Genomic DNA, 12,932 nt, shown 5'->3' with positions numbered 1-12,932 from the left:
AGATCAGAGGCCGCTCGATGACACGGACGACACGGCTGCGACATTGGCCATTCTACACTGCGCTTGGCTGCGCCTTGGCGAGCCTGCCGGTCTCGCTGGTGGTTGCTCCACGTTTTTCCCTGGAGATCGCGGCAATCACGTTCTTCTGTGTTTACCTTATCAAGGCGGTCGCGCGGCTCAGGCGCTTGACCGGAACCTATCTCGAACATCATGCGCATAGCACTGACGAACCTGAAGCGGCGATTTTCCTGGTTACGCTTGCTGCGGCTGCCGTCTCGCTGCTATCGCTTTTCCTGGCGCTCAATCGACAGGATCAGGGCACTGCCATCGAACTGCCCCTCGCCTTTGCCTCCGTCGCACTCGGCTGGGCGACGATCCACACCATGGCCGCAATGCATTACGCGCACGTCTATTGGTTGGCCGATGAAACCCGCCAGCCGATGGAGCCAGCGCGCGGACTGATGTTTCCGGAAACGGACATGCCCTGCGGTTATGACTTTCTCTATTTTGCCTTCGTCATCGGCATGACTGCGCAAACATCGGATGTGGCGATCACCACAACGGCGATGCGTCGGATCAATCTGGCACATGCCGTTGTTTCCTTCTTCTTCAACACCGTGCTGGTCGCCGCGGCCGTCAATGCGGCTGTCCAGCTAGCCGGCTGACGCCTGATCCATTTCAAGGAGAGTCCCATGAAAGTTATCTCGCAAAACACGGCCTTTGGCGGCATGCAGGGCGTCTTTTCCCATGATTCAGCTGCCTGCAGGGGCGAAATGACTTTTGCCGTCTATGTGCCGCCGCAGGCGATCAGCGAGCCGCGCCCTGTTCTATGGTACCTGTCCGGCCTCACCTGCACCCACGCGAACGTGATGGAAAAGGGAGAATATCGTCGCATGGCCTCGGAGCTCGGCCTTATCGTCGTCTGCCCGGATACAAGCCCGCGCGGCAGCGATGTGCCGGACGAACTGACCAACTGGCAGATGGGCAAGGGTGCCGGCTTCTATCTCGACGCAACGGAAATGCCCTGGGCCGAACATTATCAAATGTACACATACATCACCGAAGAGCTACCCGCCTTCGCCAGCCAGCATTTCCGCATGGACATGAGCCGCCAGGGCATTTTTGGTCATTCGATGGGCGGGCACGGGGCGATGACGATCGCCCTGAAGCATCCCGAGCGGTTCAAGAGCTGCTCGGCCTTTGCGCCGATCGTGGAACCATCGACGGCCGACTGGTCGGTCGGTGCCTTCGAGAAATACCTCGGCCCGGACAAAACCGCCTGGCGGCAGTACGATGCCTGTGCATTGGTCAAGGATGGGGCACGTTTCCCGGAGTTCCTGATCGACCAGGGGAAGGCGGACGGGTTCCTTGAGAACGGCCTGCGCCCCTGGTTGTTCGAGGAGGCGACAAAGGGAACCGGAATCGGGCTGACGCTCCGGATGCATGAGCGTTACGACCATTCCTACTATTTCATATCGACCTTCATGGACGATCATCTGAAGTGGCATGCCGAGCGGCTCGGCTGAGAAACGATCGTATGGGATGCGAGCCGGCAGCGTCACTGCATATTTCCTTAAATCGTAGCCGAGTTAAGGATAAAAACATGCAGCAATTCAAAGTGCTACAGCGCCCTTTGCGCGTCTGATAGGACGCGCGGCGCTGTAGTCACGACATGGATTGGAAGCGTGGCTGGCCAGCCGTCTCGACCAAGCGCACGCTCGACTGGGCAAGCCCGTGGTGACCTTCCATGTCGATGACGAGATGCCAATGGGCGGTTGCCGGGATGGTCAGGCGAAGCGGCGATTTTCGCGCGACGCCGCCAACAAACTGATGCTTCAGTGTCTCCGTGTAACGGGTGAAGTTGTCCGCAGTCATGAGCCGTACGTTGGCGACGGCGGACAGCGTCACTTCGATCGTGGTGCCGGCCCTTTGTTCCTTGAGGTCGTAATGGGTATAGTTCAATGCTCTTTTTGTCATCGCCACCTGGACCGGAAACATAAGACATTTCTCACAATGCTAGCGAGCGCCGCTTAACGAATGGTTTTGCACCGGTCGCGTAGCGCCATCCCAACCACCATCCTCATTTCCCCAACGGAAATCGGCTTCATGTTCCATATCCTGCTCGTCGGCGCCGGTGGCGCGCTGGGCTCTGTGCTACGTTATCTCGTCGGCCTCTGGACGCTCCATCGGTTCGGTCCCGCCTTTCCCTGGGGCACCTTGTTGGTAAACGTCAGCGGCTCGTTCCTGATCGGTTTCCTAGCGGAGTTGATCATGCACAAGATGGGGGCGTCTCCGGAGATGCGCGTGTTCCTGATCACCGGCGTGCTTGGGGGCTACACCACATTCTCCGCCTTCTCGCTGGACACGATAACGCTGCTGGAGCACGGCCAACCGGCGCTCGGGGTCGCCTATATTCTGGCAAGCGTCGTTCTTTCCATCCTTGCAGTCTTCGCCGGACTGGCCCTGATGCGCGCAATGGTCTAAAGCCAGCAATTCAATGTGCTACAGCGCTCTTCGCGCGTTTGACAAGACGCGCGGCGCTGTAGAAGAACAGGATTTCGGCAGATGGCAGGCATAGAACACAGGCAAGTCGACGGTGACGAGGCGGGAATGCGCCTCGACCGCTGGTTCAAGGTGCATTTCCCCGGGCTCGGCTTCGGTCCGCTGCAGAAGCTGCTGCGTTCCGGCCAGATCCGCGTGGATGGCGCCCGGGCAAAATCCGACACGCGTGTGCAGCCGGGCCAGACGATCCGCATTCCACCCCTCGGCGTCGATGCCAAGGATACCAAGACAGGCCCGATCGGTGGTCGGGACCTGCGCCATTCGCCTGATGGCGAACTGCTGTCGCGCATGGTGCTCCACGAAGATGCCAAGGTGATCGTGCTCAATAAGCCCGCCGGCCTTGCCGTGCAGGGCGGCTCCGGCGTCAGTCGCCACATCGACAAGATGCTCGAAGCGTGGACGAACCAGAAGGGTGAAAAGCCACGACTGGTGCACCGTCTCGACCGCGACACCTCGGGCGTCCTCGTCATCGCTCGTACGCGCGGCGCTGCGCAGCAATTGACCGCCGCCTTCCGTGAGCGTGACACCAAGAAGACCTATTGGGCCCTGGTCAAGGGTGTACCGCGCAAGCGCGAGGACCGCATTTCCACCTGGCTCGTCAAGGAACAGACGCCGGACGGCGACCGCATGCGGATCGCCAAGCACGGCGACGAGGGCGCGGACCACGCGATTTCCTACTATCGCATCGTCGAGCAGGCCGGGCAAAATCTGGCCTGGCTCGAAATGGAGCCCTATACCGGACGCACCCACCAACTCCGCGTCCACGCCGCCCACATCGGGCACCCGATCATTGGAGATCCGAAATACTTCGAGGCGGACATTAACTGGACCTTCCCCGGCGGCATCCAGAATCGGCTGCATCTGCATGCCCGACATATCGATATTCCGCACCCGAACGGCGGTCGGCTGAAGGTCACGGCTCCCCTGCCCCCACATATGGTGCAGAGCTGGAACCTGCTCGGTTTCGACGAGAACACCGCCGACGAGGACGATTGATGAAGCTCGTGCTTTTTGATTGCGACGGGACGCTGGTCGACAGCGTCGCGCTGATCCATGAAGTAATGGCTCGCACTTTTGAGGCCTTTGACCATCCCCGCCCGACGACCGAGGCGACCAAGGCGATCATCGGCTTGACGCTCGACATCGCGATCGCCCGCCTGTTGGGCCGTGAACATGTCGACGACCATGCGGTCACAATGACGGCACATTACAAGGAGATCTTCGCTTCGGTGCGGGCTGAAGCGGGCTTTCAAGAAGAGCTGTTTCCCGGCATTGCCGAGCTATTGCAGACGCTTGCCGCGCGCGATGAATTGCTGATCGGCGCCGTTACCGGAAAATCGCGGCGGGGGCTCACGCACATTTCGGCCACGCATGGCCTCGACAAGATCTTCTTCGTTTCCCGGACCGCCGACGACTGCCCGTCCAAACCGCACCCGGCCATGGTCATGGAATGTTGTGCGGAAGCAGGCGTCGATGCGAGGGACACGATCGTCATCGGCGACGCCATCTATGATATGCAGATGGCGAAGGCGGCCGGCGCGCATGCTCTCGGGGTCGCCTGGGGTTACGCAAGCGTGCCAGCTCTGGTCGAAGCTGGCGCCGACCACGTTGCCCACGTACCGGCAGACATAATCGAATGGATGGAGCGCAACCATGCCTGATATACGCGATGAGTTGAGCGCGGCCTTGAGCCACGAAGATCCCGTGCGGCGTGCACAGATCCAGATGCAAAAGCCGCTGGCAAAGCGCTTCTACAAGGTCGTGAGCGTCCGCGCCGCGGAGGATGGTGCTCATGCCGTCCTCCTTGACGGCCGCGCCGTGCGCACACCGGCAAAGCATCCGCTTGCGGTTCCGACCCGCAAGCTTGCAGAACTGCTGGTGGCCGAGTGGGATGCGCAGTCCGACGTCATCGATCCGGCGGGAATGCCGATTACACGCATCGTCAATACCGCTATCGACGGAGTGGCGCTCGATCACCGCGCAGTGTTCGACGATATCCTGCGTTTCGCCGGCAGCGACCTCCTTTGCTATCGTGCCGACAGCCCCGAGGGGCTGGTCACACGTCAGCACGATCTCTGGAACCCGATCCTCGACTGGGCCGCTCAATCGCTCGGCGCCCGTTTCATTCTGATCGAAGGCGTGATCCACCAAGAGCAACCTCGAGAGGCAATCTCGGCCTATGCCGAGGGTCTGCGCGCCTTCGCGACGCCGCTCGGACTTACTTGCTTGCACACTTTGACGACACTCACCGGATCCGCGCTGCTCGCGCTCGCCTTCGCCATGGGACGACTGACGGCAGCGGAAGCCTGGACTGCCGCTCATGTCGACGAGGACTGGCAGATCGAACATTGGGGAACCGATGAAGAAGCCTTCCAGCGCCGCGAAAGCCGGTGGCAGGAAACGCAGGCGGCCGCAGCGGCGCTCGACGCCTTGAGATAGCGTCGAGCATGGATTTGCCTGCCCTAAAGACAGGCAAATCACGCAGAGTTAGGCGAAAAGCTTGAGACCGGCGATACCGGCAACAATCAGGCCGATGCAGCCAAGACGAATGAACGTCGCCGGCTCCGCAAAAAAGAAAATGCCAAGCACGACGGTGCCGACAGTGCCGATGCCGGTCCATACGGCATAGGCCGTGCCGAGCGGCAGCGAACGAACGGCAATACCAAGAAGCACGACGCTCAGAATCATCGATCCGACGGTCAGCACCGTTGGTGTGAGCCGCGTAAAACCGTCGGTGTATTTGAGACCGATTGCCCAGCCGATTTCGAGGATGCCGGCAAGCAGAAGGGTGATCCAGGCCATTTCAAACTCCTGTTCTGGAGCGAGGCCGTCCCCGCGGATGTTCGGGGCGACAAAATCGTACCCGTGCAGCCGTCTGCAATGCGGTTTCTATGCCACGAGAGAGCGCGGGCAGCAAGTTGTCTTCCGGCAAGCCTGCCCTGCACCGCGGGCAAATCTCTCCTTGGATCATTTCATCGTTTCATTAAGTGAAAGGACCCAACTCTTTGAAGCTACGCAATTCCGGACGGAAAACCGCTACACACTTTTTCTGGGATTGCTCTCAAGAGTTTCGCTCGCGCCGAAGTTTCGCCCACCATTCAAGCCGCTTGCGCAGCTCGCGTTCGAAGCCGCGCTCAGGTGGATCGTAGAAGGTCCTTCGGCCCATCTTCTCCGGAAAATAATCCTGCCCCGAAAATGCGTCGGGCTCGTCGTGGTCGTAACGATACCCCTCGCCGTAGCCCTCGCCCTTCATGAGCTTTGTCGGAGCGTTCAGGATATGTTTCGGAGGAAGCAGCGAGCCATTTTCCTTCGCCGCGCGCATCGCCGACTTGTAGGCCGTGTAGACCGCGTTCGACTTCGGCGCCGTCGCGACATAGACACAGGCTTCGGCCAGAGCAAGCTCTCCTTCCGGTGAGCCGAGATAGTCATAGGCATCCTTGGCTGCGTTGCAGATCACCAGTGCCTGGGGGTCGGCTAGACCGATGTCTTCGACGGCCATGCGCACCAGTCGCCTGCCGATATAAAGCGGGTCCTCACCGGCATCGAACATGCGGCAGAGATAATAAAGCGCGGCATCCGGATCCGAGCCGCGAACGGATTTATGGAGCGCCGAGATCAGATTGTAGTGCCCATCCTGCCCCTTGTCGTAAACGGGCGCGCGACGCTGGACGATGTTCTGCAGGGCATTGGCGTCGAAGATTTCATCCCGACGCGCGGCGCGCCAGACTTCCTCGGCGAGCGTCAGCACCGCACGCCCGTCGCCGTCTGCCATGCGGAGGAGACTGGCGCGGGCATCCTCGTCAAGCGGCAGAGGTTTGCCCACCGCCTGCTCGGCGCGTCGCAGGAGCTCCTCCAGGCTCGCCTCGTCAAGCGGCTTGAAGGTCAAGACACGCGCCCGTGACAGGAGCGCGGCATTGAGCTCGAAAGACGGGTTCTCGGTCGTCGCGCCGACGAGGATCACCGTTCCGTCTTCCATGACCGGCAGGAAGCTATCCTGCTGGGCGCGATTGAAGCGATGGATCTCGTCCACGAACAGCAGCGTCTGGCGGCCCGACATCCGTCTCGCACGCGCAGAATCGAACACTTTCTTGAGATCCGCGACGCCGGAGAAGATCGCCGAGATCTGCTCGAAGGCGAGGCCTGCCTCTCCGGAGAGCAGGCGGGCGACGGTCGTCTTGCCGGTCCCTGGCGGCCCCCAAAAGATCATCGACCCCAGTGAACCGGACGCTATCATGCGTGTGAGAGCACCATCCTCGCCGGTCAGGTGCTCCTGCCCCGTGACTTCGGCGAGCGTGCGCGGCCGCAGTCGATCGGCAAGCGGCCTCGCCGATGCCATTTCCGGTGGTTCAACTGGAGAGAAGAGGTCGCTCATTTGAAGAACTGCCGAATGGTCTGGCCGTCGCGCTCGATCTCGACTCGCCACAAGGATGCGTCTTCGGCCGTGACGCTCTCGAGCGTCTTCGACGTATCGATCTCCGTTCCGTTGACCGACCGGACAATGTCCTTCGGCTCGAGGCCGATGCGGGCTGCGGGCGAGCCTCGGTTGATCTCGGTCACGACAACACCTCTGAGCGAAGTCGGCATGCGCAACTCTTCGGCGAGCCGCGGGGAAAGATTTGCCACGACAGCACCGGCGAACGGATTGCGCCCTTCGATCAGCCGCTCGTCACGCGGCGAAGTCTCCGGTGCCTGCTCGAGCTTGAGGACGACGTCGCGCGTCTCTCCATTTTCAGAGATCGTCACACGGGCTTCATGACCGATGCCGACGGTCGTCAGACGATAGCCGAGCGCGTCCGGGTGTTCGACGGAAATGCCGTTGACTGCGGTAACAACCTGACCCGGCTTCATGCCGGCGGCTGCGGCCGGGCCGTCAGCGGCGACGGCCGTCACCAATGCGCCACGCGCCCGGTCAAGGCCGAGCGCCTCCGCCACCTCAGACGTGACCGGTTCGAAGGTGGCGCCGATGAAGGGACGGATGAACGAGCCGCCGCCGCCCTCCGCGGAGGCGACAAAGGCCTTGACCAGATTGGCGGGTATCGCGAAGCCAACGCCGTTGGAGCCGCCCCCCCTCGAAAAGATCGCGGTATTGATGCCGATCAGCTGCCCGTTCATGTCGATCAGGCCGCCGCCGGAATTGCCGGGGTTGATGGCGGCGTCCGTCTGGATGAAGAAGCCGAAATCACCGGACGTGATCTGGTTGCGGGCAAGCGCCGAGACGATGCCGCTTGTCACGGTTTGGCCGACGCCAAAGGGATTGCCCATCGCCAGCACCAGATCGCCTACCTCGACGGCATCGGAATCGCCGATCGGAATGATGTCGAACGGGCCGTCCGACTGGATCTTCAGGACGGCAAGGTCCACGCGGTCATCCTTGAGCATGATCTTGCAGGGGAGCTCGCGACCGTCGGCAAGCGCGACCTTGATGTCGTCTGCCCCTTCGATAACGTGATTGTTCGTGACCACGACGCCGTTCCGGCCGACGATCACGCCGGAGCCGAGCGACGACTGCTTTTCGGTCCTGTTCGGCATGCGTTGGCCGAAGAACTCCTCGAAGAAGGGATCTCCGGCAAAAATCGATCGCCGCTCGACGGCCCGCTCGGCATAAACGTTAACCACGGCATTCGCCGTCTGCTTGACCAACGGCGCAAAGGAAAGCTGCATCTCGGCGCGGGATTCGGGCACGGCCCTGGCGTCCTGCGCAACCGCAGGGACGGACATTGCAGCGGCAAGGACAAGTGTCACCAGTGCTCGACGGCCAAAGATCATGTATCATTTCTCCCTTTCGTTGCCGCTACGATCAGATAGGATTTCGCAAGAAAAAAGGCAAACGGCCGAACAGGCTAACGCTCACGGACGACACACGAAAACGTGGTTTCCCGCACCTTTTCCAGTGATTGAAACTTTGCTCATCTGATCGCTCATAAACGCCGATCTTCACCGAGGAGGTTCCATGCCCGCCTACCGCCCGCCGCGTATCGCTGCGTCCGAGATCACCCCCGAACGCTTCTTCCTCAATCGACGAACGTTTCTGGCGACGGCGATCGGCGGCGTGGTTTTAGGCGGAGCGGCGGCCGCTCATGCGGCCGCCCTCAAGGCAGCGACGAGCCCCTATAAGCTCGACGACGCCACGACGTCCGAAGAAGACGCGACGAGCTACAACAACTACTACGAATTCGGCACAGGCAAAGGCGATCCCTCCGCCAATTCAGCAAGCTTCAAGCCTTCACCCTGGACGGTAAAGGTCGACGGCTTGGTCGGCAAACCGAAGGAATTCGGGCTCGAGGAACTTCTGGCCTTCCCGCTCGAAGAGCGGATCTATCGCATGCGCTGCGTCGAAGCCTGGTCCATGGTCATCCCGTGGATAGGCTTTCCGCTGGCGACCCTTCTCGACAAGGTCGAGCCGCTCGGAAGCGCCAAATATGTCGCCTTCGAGACCGTCGTGAGGCCGGAAGAAATGCCCGGCCAGGCTGGCTATTTTCAGCCGCTGGAATGGCCCTACCGCGAAGGCCTGAGGCTGGACGAGGCGCGACACCCGCTGACGATCCTTTCGGTCGGCCTCTACGGCAAGACGCTGCCGAACCAGAATGGGGCGCCGATTCGGCTGGTGGTGCCTTGGAAATACGGCTTCAAGGGCATCAAATCGATCGTGCGAATCTCGCTGACCGAGACGCCCCCGCCTTGCACCTGGAACCTCGCTGCACCGAACGAATATGGCTTCTATGCCAATGTGAACCCTGCTGTCGATCACCCGCGCTGGAGCCAGGCGACGGAGAACCGCATCGGCGAGGGCGGCTTCTTCGGCGCCAACCGACGCGATACGCTCGCCTTCAACGGTTATGGAGACGAAGTCGCCGGCCTTTATGCCGGCATGGACCTCAAGGCGAATTTCTGACGATGGCCGCCCTCCCCGCTTTGCCGAAACGCTTCCATGGCCCTTCTGTCTGGGTGCTCTATGCGCTCGGCTTCTGCCCGGCAATATCGGCCTTCTACCTCGGCGCAACCGGACAACTCCCCGGCAACGCCGTCAAGGAGTTCGAGCACTTTCTTGGCCTTTGGGCGCTGCGTTTCCTCGTCGCGACGCTGACGATCACGCCGATCCGCGACCTTTTCGGAATAAACTGGCTGAGATACCGCCGCGCCCTCGGCCTGCTCGCCTTCTACTACGTGCTGATGCACTTCCTGGCCTATATGGTGCTGGACCAGACGCTGCGCATCCAGCCGATCATCGCCGATATCGCCCGCCGGCCCTTCATAACCATCGGGATGGCCGCGCTCGTCATGTTGCTTCCCCTTGCGGCCACGTCGAACAACTGGTCGATCCGTCGGTTCGGGCAGCGATGGAACAAACTTCATCGGCTCGTCTATGTGATCGCGGCCGCCGGCGCTCTTCATTTCGCTATGGCTGTGAAGGTCGTAGGGCCGGAGCAGATGCTTTATCTCAGCCTCGTTGCGGTGCTGCTTGCCTGGAGGGCGGTTCGAACGCGCCTCCTTCGTTGGAGGCGCCGGCAGGCTGTTCCGGCACGTCCCGCAATGGAAAAAGCGGCCGGGTGACGATCACCCGGCCGCTCCAACTTTTTGATCGCTTGTATTGCCGATCAGGCTGCTTCGGCTGCCTCAGCTTCGGCTGCAACGCGAACGCGGTCCTTTGCACCCTTGGCATCGACATCGCGATCAACGAACTCGATGACAGCGAGCGCGGCGTTGTCGCCGTGACGGAAGCCTGCCTTCATGATGCGCAGGTAGCCGCCGTTGCGGGTGGCATAACGCGACGCAATCGTGTCGAACAGCTTCGAGACAACGGCAACGTCGCGGATCTGCGAGATCGCCTGACGGCGGGCATGCAGGTCGCCGCGCTTGCCGAGCGTGACAAGCTTTTCAACGATCGGGCGGATTTCCTTTGCCTTCGGCAGGGTCGTCACGATCTGCTCATGTTCGATCAGCGAAGCTGCCATATTGGCAAACATCGCCTTGCGGTGGCTGGCGGTTCTATTCAGCTTGCGGCCGGCTTTACCGTGGCGCATGGCTATTCTCCTTCACTTGCAGGCATCCGCCCGCAGTCTAATGGTTAGTATTGGTCTTCGTAACGCTTGGCGAGATCTTCGATGTTCTCAGGCGGCCAGGACGGCACTTCCATGCCGAGGTGCAGGCCCATGGAAGCGAGAACTTCCTTGATTTCGTTGAGCGACTTGCGACCAAAATTCGGCGTTCGGAGCATTTCTGCTTCGGTCTTCTGAATGAGGTCGCCGATATAGACGATGTTGTCGTTCTTCAGGCAGTTGGCCGAACGGACGGAAAGCTCCAGTTCGTCGACCTTCTTGAGAAGCGCCGGGTTGAAGGCGAGTTCGGTGACTGCCTCTTCCTCTGCTTCCTTCTGCGGCTCGTCGAAGTTGACGAAAACCGACAGCTGGTCCTGAAGGATGCGGGCCGCAAAGGCGATCGCATCTTCACCGGTGACAGAGCCATCCGTTTCGATGGACATCGTCAGCTTGTCATAGTCGAGAACCTGGCCTTCACGGGTGTTTTCCACCTTGTAGGAGACCTTCTTGACCGGCGAGTACAGGCTGTCGACCGGAATGAGGCCGATCGGCGCATCTTCCGAGCGGTTACGGTCAGCCGGCACGTAGCCCTTGCCGTTGTTGACGGTGAACTCCATACGGATCTCGGCGCCCTCGTCGAGCGTGCAGATCACATGGTTCGGGTTGAGGATTTCGATGTCGCCAACCGTCTGGATGTCACCGGCCGTTACAACGCCCGGGCCCTGCTTGCGCACGACCATGCGCTTTGCGTCGTCGCCATCCATCTTGATGGCGATTTCCTTGATGTTGAGCACGATGTCCGTCACGTCTTCCCGGACGCCCGGGATAGAGGAGAACTCGTGCAGCACGCCGTCGATCTGCACTGCGGTGACGGCAGCACCGCGCAGCGACGACAAGAGCACGCGGCGAAGCGCGTTGCCGAGCGTCAGGCCAAAGCCGCGTTCAAGCGGCTCCGCGACCAGCGTTGCCCTGGTGCGGCCGGAGGAGGCGAACTCCACCTTGTTCGGCTTGATCAATTCCTGCCAATTTTTCTGGATCATGTTTTCTGCCTTCCGTTCGTTGCCACCATCCAATCGTGACAACCGAGCCCCGAAGACCGGGAGAGCGCCTGGACGCTCTCACCGGGATGTTGAATGCATATGATCAGACGCGACGCTTCTTGCGCGGGCGGCAGCCGTTGTGCGGGATCGGGGTCACATCGCGGATCGAGGTGATCATGAAGCCCGCAGCCTGCAGCGCGCGAAGTGCGGATTCACGACCCGAACCCGGACCGCAAACTTCCACTTCCAGCGACTTCATGCCGTGTTCCTGGGCCTTCTTGGCGCAGTCTTCAGCGGCGATCTGAGCGGCAAACGGGGTCGACTTACGCGAACCCTTGAAACCTTTTGCACCGGCGGACGACCAGGCGATTGCGTTGCCCTGCGCGTCGGTGATGGTGATCATCGTGTTGTTGAACGACGAATTGACGTGTGCGACGCCAGACGTGATGTTCTTGCGCTCGCGGCGGCGAACGCGGGTGGCTTCCTTGGCCATTGGATCCCTTTCTTAGATCTCTGCACCGCCGTAATTCCAGCGGCTCCACCGGGAAAAGGATTGTTCGTCCCCTGCCCTGCATCTTCACTTCTTGCCGAGCCAGCGCGCCGGCCCGGCGGAGATTTCGCGGTACCGATCCCGGTCCGCAACAGTCAGGCGAAATCGCCTTCCCAAACTGAAAAAGGAGGCCGGCGCACGACGCCAGCCTCCCGCTTTCCCTTTTCGGGAAATTACTTCTTCTTGCCGGCGATCGCCTTTGCCGGACCCTTGCGGGTGCGGGCGTTGGTGTGCGTGCGCTGACCGCGCACCGGCAGACCACGACGATGGCGAAGGCCACGGTAGCAGCCGAGGTCCATCAGGCGCTTGATGTTCATCGCGGTTTCGCGACGCAGGTCACCTTCGACCTGGTAATCGCGGTCGATCGTTTCGCGGATCTGAAGAACTTCAGCGTCCGTCAGCTGGTGTACGCGACGGTCAGACGGGATGCCGACCTTTTCGATGATTTCCTGCGCGAATTTCGGGCCGATCCCGTGAATGTAGGTCAGCGCGATGACGACGCGCTTTGCCGTCGGGATGTTGACGCCAGCGATACGTGCCACGTCTATTCTCCTTGCGTTCCAGTTGCCATCCGGCAATAGGTGCTTCGTTACGCGACCTCGAAGAGCCGCACGTTAATTGAGGTTCGAGACACGTCAAAAACGACCGTACCCGGACTTCATTGCTTTGAAGACCGCGCCGATCGCTTCTCATGTCGCGAGTTGACGCTGTCTTTGGAGGAATCGGCCGGAAAAGTCAACTCCC

The 12,932-nt window shown here is 60.9% G+C and carries 16 protein-coding genes; 8 read left to right on the top strand and 8 right to left on the bottom strand.

The genetic code is table 11. The annotated features are described in order from the left end of the window. Nucleotides 1–17 precede the first annotated feature (17 nt). The gene (locus RB548_RS06145) at nucleotides 18–665 is read left to right on the top strand and encodes a DUF1345 domain-containing protein (RefSeq protein WP_331374093.1); all 648 of its coding nucleotides are present in this window, start codon (nucleotides 18–20) and stop codon (nucleotides 663–665) included. 27 nt (nucleotides 666–692) lie between these two features. Continuing rightward, nucleotides 693–1,526, top strand: coding sequence for an S-formylglutathione hydrolase (fghA, locus tag RB548_RS06140; protein WP_331374092.1), 834 nt, complete (start codon nucleotides 693–695; stop codon nucleotides 1,524–1,526). A 139-nt stretch (nucleotides 1,527–1,665) separates the two neighbouring features. On the opposite strand, the gene RB548_RS06135 is transcribed toward fghA, so the two are convergent. Continuing rightward, complete coding sequence (locus tag RB548_RS06135) at nucleotides 1,666–1,977, bottom strand: DUF1883 domain-containing protein (RefSeq protein ID WP_331374091.1); 312 nt, start codon at nucleotides 1,975–1,977, stop codon at nucleotides 1,666–1,668. Nucleotides 1,978–2,106: 129 nt separating this feature from the next. Between RB548_RS06135 and crcB the strand changes: the two genes are divergently transcribed. From crcB to RB548_RS06115, 4 genes are all read left to right on the top strand, one after another. Further along, entirely contained in the window at nucleotides 2,107–2,484 is a 378-nt protein-coding gene (gene crcB / locus RB548_RS06130) for a fluoride efflux transporter CrcB (protein ID WP_331374090.1), read from the top strand. Between the two features lie 81 nt (nucleotides 2,485–2,565). Further along, nucleotides 2,566–3,558: an RluA family pseudouridine synthase gene (locus tag RB548_RS06125; RefSeq protein ID WP_331374089.1), complete on the top strand. Its 993-nt coding sequence runs from the start codon at nucleotides 2,566–2,568 to the stop codon at nucleotides 3,556–3,558. Beyond that, on the top strand, nucleotides 3,558–4,223 hold the full coding sequence (locus RB548_RS06120; protein ID WP_331374088.1) for an HAD-IA family hydrolase: 666 nt from the start codon (nucleotides 3,558–3,560) through the stop codon (nucleotides 4,221–4,223). The genes RB548_RS06125 and RB548_RS06120 overlap by 1 nt, the downstream gene beginning before the upstream one ends. Continuing rightward, nucleotides 4,216–5,001 (top strand): ATP12 family chaperone protein, encoded by a 786-nt coding sequence (locus tag RB548_RS06115; RefSeq protein WP_331374087.1) that lies wholly within the window; start codon nucleotides 4,216–4,218, stop codon nucleotides 4,999–5,001. The genes RB548_RS06120 and RB548_RS06115 overlap by 8 nt, the downstream gene beginning before the upstream one ends. 48 nt (nucleotides 5,002–5,049) lie before the next feature. On the opposite strand, the gene sugE is transcribed toward RB548_RS06115, so the two are convergent. The 3 genes from sugE to RB548_RS06100 all read right to left on the bottom strand — a co-directional run bounded on the left by sugE (nucleotide 5,050) and on the right by RB548_RS06100 (nucleotide 8,328). Further along, a complete protein-coding gene (sugE, locus tag RB548_RS06110; protein WP_331374086.1) occupies nucleotides 5,050–5,364 on the bottom strand; it encodes a quaternary ammonium compound efflux SMR transporter SugE in 315 nt (104 codons plus the stop codon). A 259-nt stretch (nucleotides 5,365–5,623) separates the two neighbouring features. After that, nucleotides 5,624–6,934 (bottom strand): replication-associated recombination protein A, encoded by a 1,311-nt coding sequence (locus RB548_RS06105; protein ID WP_331374085.1) that lies wholly within the window; start codon nucleotides 6,932–6,934, stop codon nucleotides 5,624–5,626. Further along, entirely contained in the window at nucleotides 6,931–8,328 is a 1,398-nt protein-coding gene (locus tag RB548_RS06100; protein WP_331374084.1) for a DegQ family serine endoprotease, read from the bottom strand. The genes RB548_RS06105 and RB548_RS06100 overlap by 4 nt, the downstream gene beginning before the upstream one ends. 184 nt (nucleotides 8,329–8,512) lie before the next feature. On the opposite strand from RB548_RS06100, the gene msrP reads away from it, so the two are divergent. Both msrP and msrQ read left to right on the top strand, forming a co-directional pair. Next, a complete protein-coding gene (gene msrP, locus RB548_RS06095; RefSeq protein ID WP_331374083.1) occupies nucleotides 8,513–9,454 on the top strand; it encodes a protein-methionine-sulfoxide reductase catalytic subunit MsrP in 942 nt (313 codons plus the stop codon). Between the two features lie 2 nt (nucleotides 9,455–9,456). Then, nucleotides 9,457–10,113 (top strand): protein-methionine-sulfoxide reductase heme-binding subunit MsrQ, encoded by a 657-nt coding sequence (msrQ, locus tag RB548_RS06090; RefSeq protein ID WP_331374082.1) that lies wholly within the window; start codon nucleotides 9,457–9,459, stop codon nucleotides 10,111–10,113. 44 nt (nucleotides 10,114–10,157) lie between these two features. On the opposite strand, the gene rplQ is transcribed toward msrQ, so the two are convergent. The 4 genes from rplQ to rpsM form a co-directional block, all read right to left on the bottom strand. Next, nucleotides 10,158–10,583: a 50S ribosomal protein L17 gene (rplQ, locus tag RB548_RS06085; protein ID WP_331374081.1), complete on the bottom strand. Its 426-nt coding sequence runs from the start codon at nucleotides 10,581–10,583 to the stop codon at nucleotides 10,158–10,160. A 44-nt stretch (nucleotides 10,584–10,627) separates the two neighbouring features. After that, entirely contained in the window at nucleotides 10,628–11,638 is a 1,011-nt protein-coding gene (locus RB548_RS06080) for a DNA-directed RNA polymerase subunit alpha (protein ID WP_180940848.1), read from the bottom strand. 103 nt (nucleotides 11,639–11,741) lie between these two features. After that, nucleotides 11,742–12,131, bottom strand: a complete 390-nt coding sequence (rpsK, locus tag RB548_RS06075) for a 30S ribosomal protein S11 (RefSeq protein ID WP_003536496.1) — start codon at nucleotides 12,129–12,131, stop codon at nucleotides 11,742–11,744. 230 nt (nucleotides 12,132–12,361) lie between these two features. Continuing rightward, the gene (rpsM, locus tag RB548_RS06070; protein WP_136504365.1) at nucleotides 12,362–12,730 is read right to left on the bottom strand and encodes a 30S ribosomal protein S13; all 369 of its coding nucleotides are present in this window, start codon (nucleotides 12,728–12,730) and stop codon (nucleotides 12,362–12,364) included. Between the last annotated feature and the right edge of the window lie 202 nt (nucleotides 12,731–12,932).

The organism is Sinorhizobium chiapasense (genome assembly GCF_036488675.1).
GTDB lineage: Bacteria > Pseudomonadota > Alphaproteobacteria > Rhizobiales > Rhizobiaceae > Sinorhizobium > Sinorhizobium chiapasense.
The sequence above is the reverse complement of the archived record's forward strand: the minus strand, read 5'-3'. Positions and strand labels throughout refer to the sequence as shown.

Excerpts from the sequence above, each read along its gene's own strand:
- RB548_RS06080 (WP_180940848.1), bottom strand. The coding sequence starts at position 11,638 with ATGATCCAGAAAAATTGGCAGGAATTGATCAAGCCGAACAAGGTGGAG.
- RB548_RS06125 (WP_331374089.1), top strand. The coding sequence starts at position 2,566 with ATGGCAGGCATAGAACACAGGCAAGTCGACGGTGACGAGGCGGGAATG.
- fghA (WP_331374092.1), top strand. The coding sequence starts at position 693 with ATGAAAGTTATCTCGCAAAACACGGCCTTTGGCGGCATGCAGGGCGTC.
- RB548_RS06100 (WP_331374084.1), bottom strand. The coding sequence starts at position 8,328 with ATGATCTTTGGCCGTCGAGCACTGGTGACACTTGTCCTTGCCGCTGCA.
- RB548_RS06145 (WP_331374093.1), top strand. The coding sequence starts at position 18 with ATGACACGGACGACACGGCTGCGACATTGGCCATTCTACACTGCGCTT.
- rpsK (WP_003536496.1), bottom strand. The coding sequence starts at position 12,131 with ATGGCCAAGGAAGCCACCCGCGTTCGCCGCCGCGAGCGCAAGAACATC.
- crcB (WP_331374090.1), top strand. The coding sequence starts at position 2,107 with ATGTTCCATATCCTGCTCGTCGGCGCCGGTGGCGCGCTGGGCTCTGTG.
- RB548_RS06120 (WP_331374088.1), top strand. The coding sequence starts at position 3,558 with ATGAAGCTCGTGCTTTTTGATTGCGACGGGACGCTGGTCGACAGCGTC.
- msrP (WP_331374083.1), top strand. The coding sequence starts at position 8,513 with ATGCCCGCCTACCGCCCGCCGCGTATCGCTGCGTCCGAGATCACCCCC.
- RB548_RS06105 (WP_331374085.1), bottom strand. The coding sequence starts at position 6,934 with ATGAGCGACCTCTTCTCTCCAGTTGAACCACCGGAAATGGCATCGGCG.
- sugE (WP_331374086.1), bottom strand. The coding sequence starts at position 5,364 with ATGGCCTGGATCACCCTTCTGCTTGCCGGCATCCTCGAAATCGGCTGG.
- RB548_RS06135 (WP_331374091.1), bottom strand. The coding sequence starts at position 1,977 with ATGACAAAAAGAGCATTGAACTATACCCATTACGACCTCAAGGAACAA.
- rplQ (WP_331374081.1), bottom strand. The coding sequence starts at position 10,583 with ATGCGCCACGGTAAAGCCGGCCGCAAGCTGAATAGAACCGCCAGCCAC.
- RB548_RS06115 (WP_331374087.1), top strand. The coding sequence starts at position 4,216 with ATGCCTGATATACGCGATGAGTTGAGCGCGGCCTTGAGCCACGAAGAT.
- msrQ (WP_331374082.1), top strand. The coding sequence starts at position 9,457 with ATGGCCGCCCTCCCCGCTTTGCCGAAACGCTTCCATGGCCCTTCTGTC.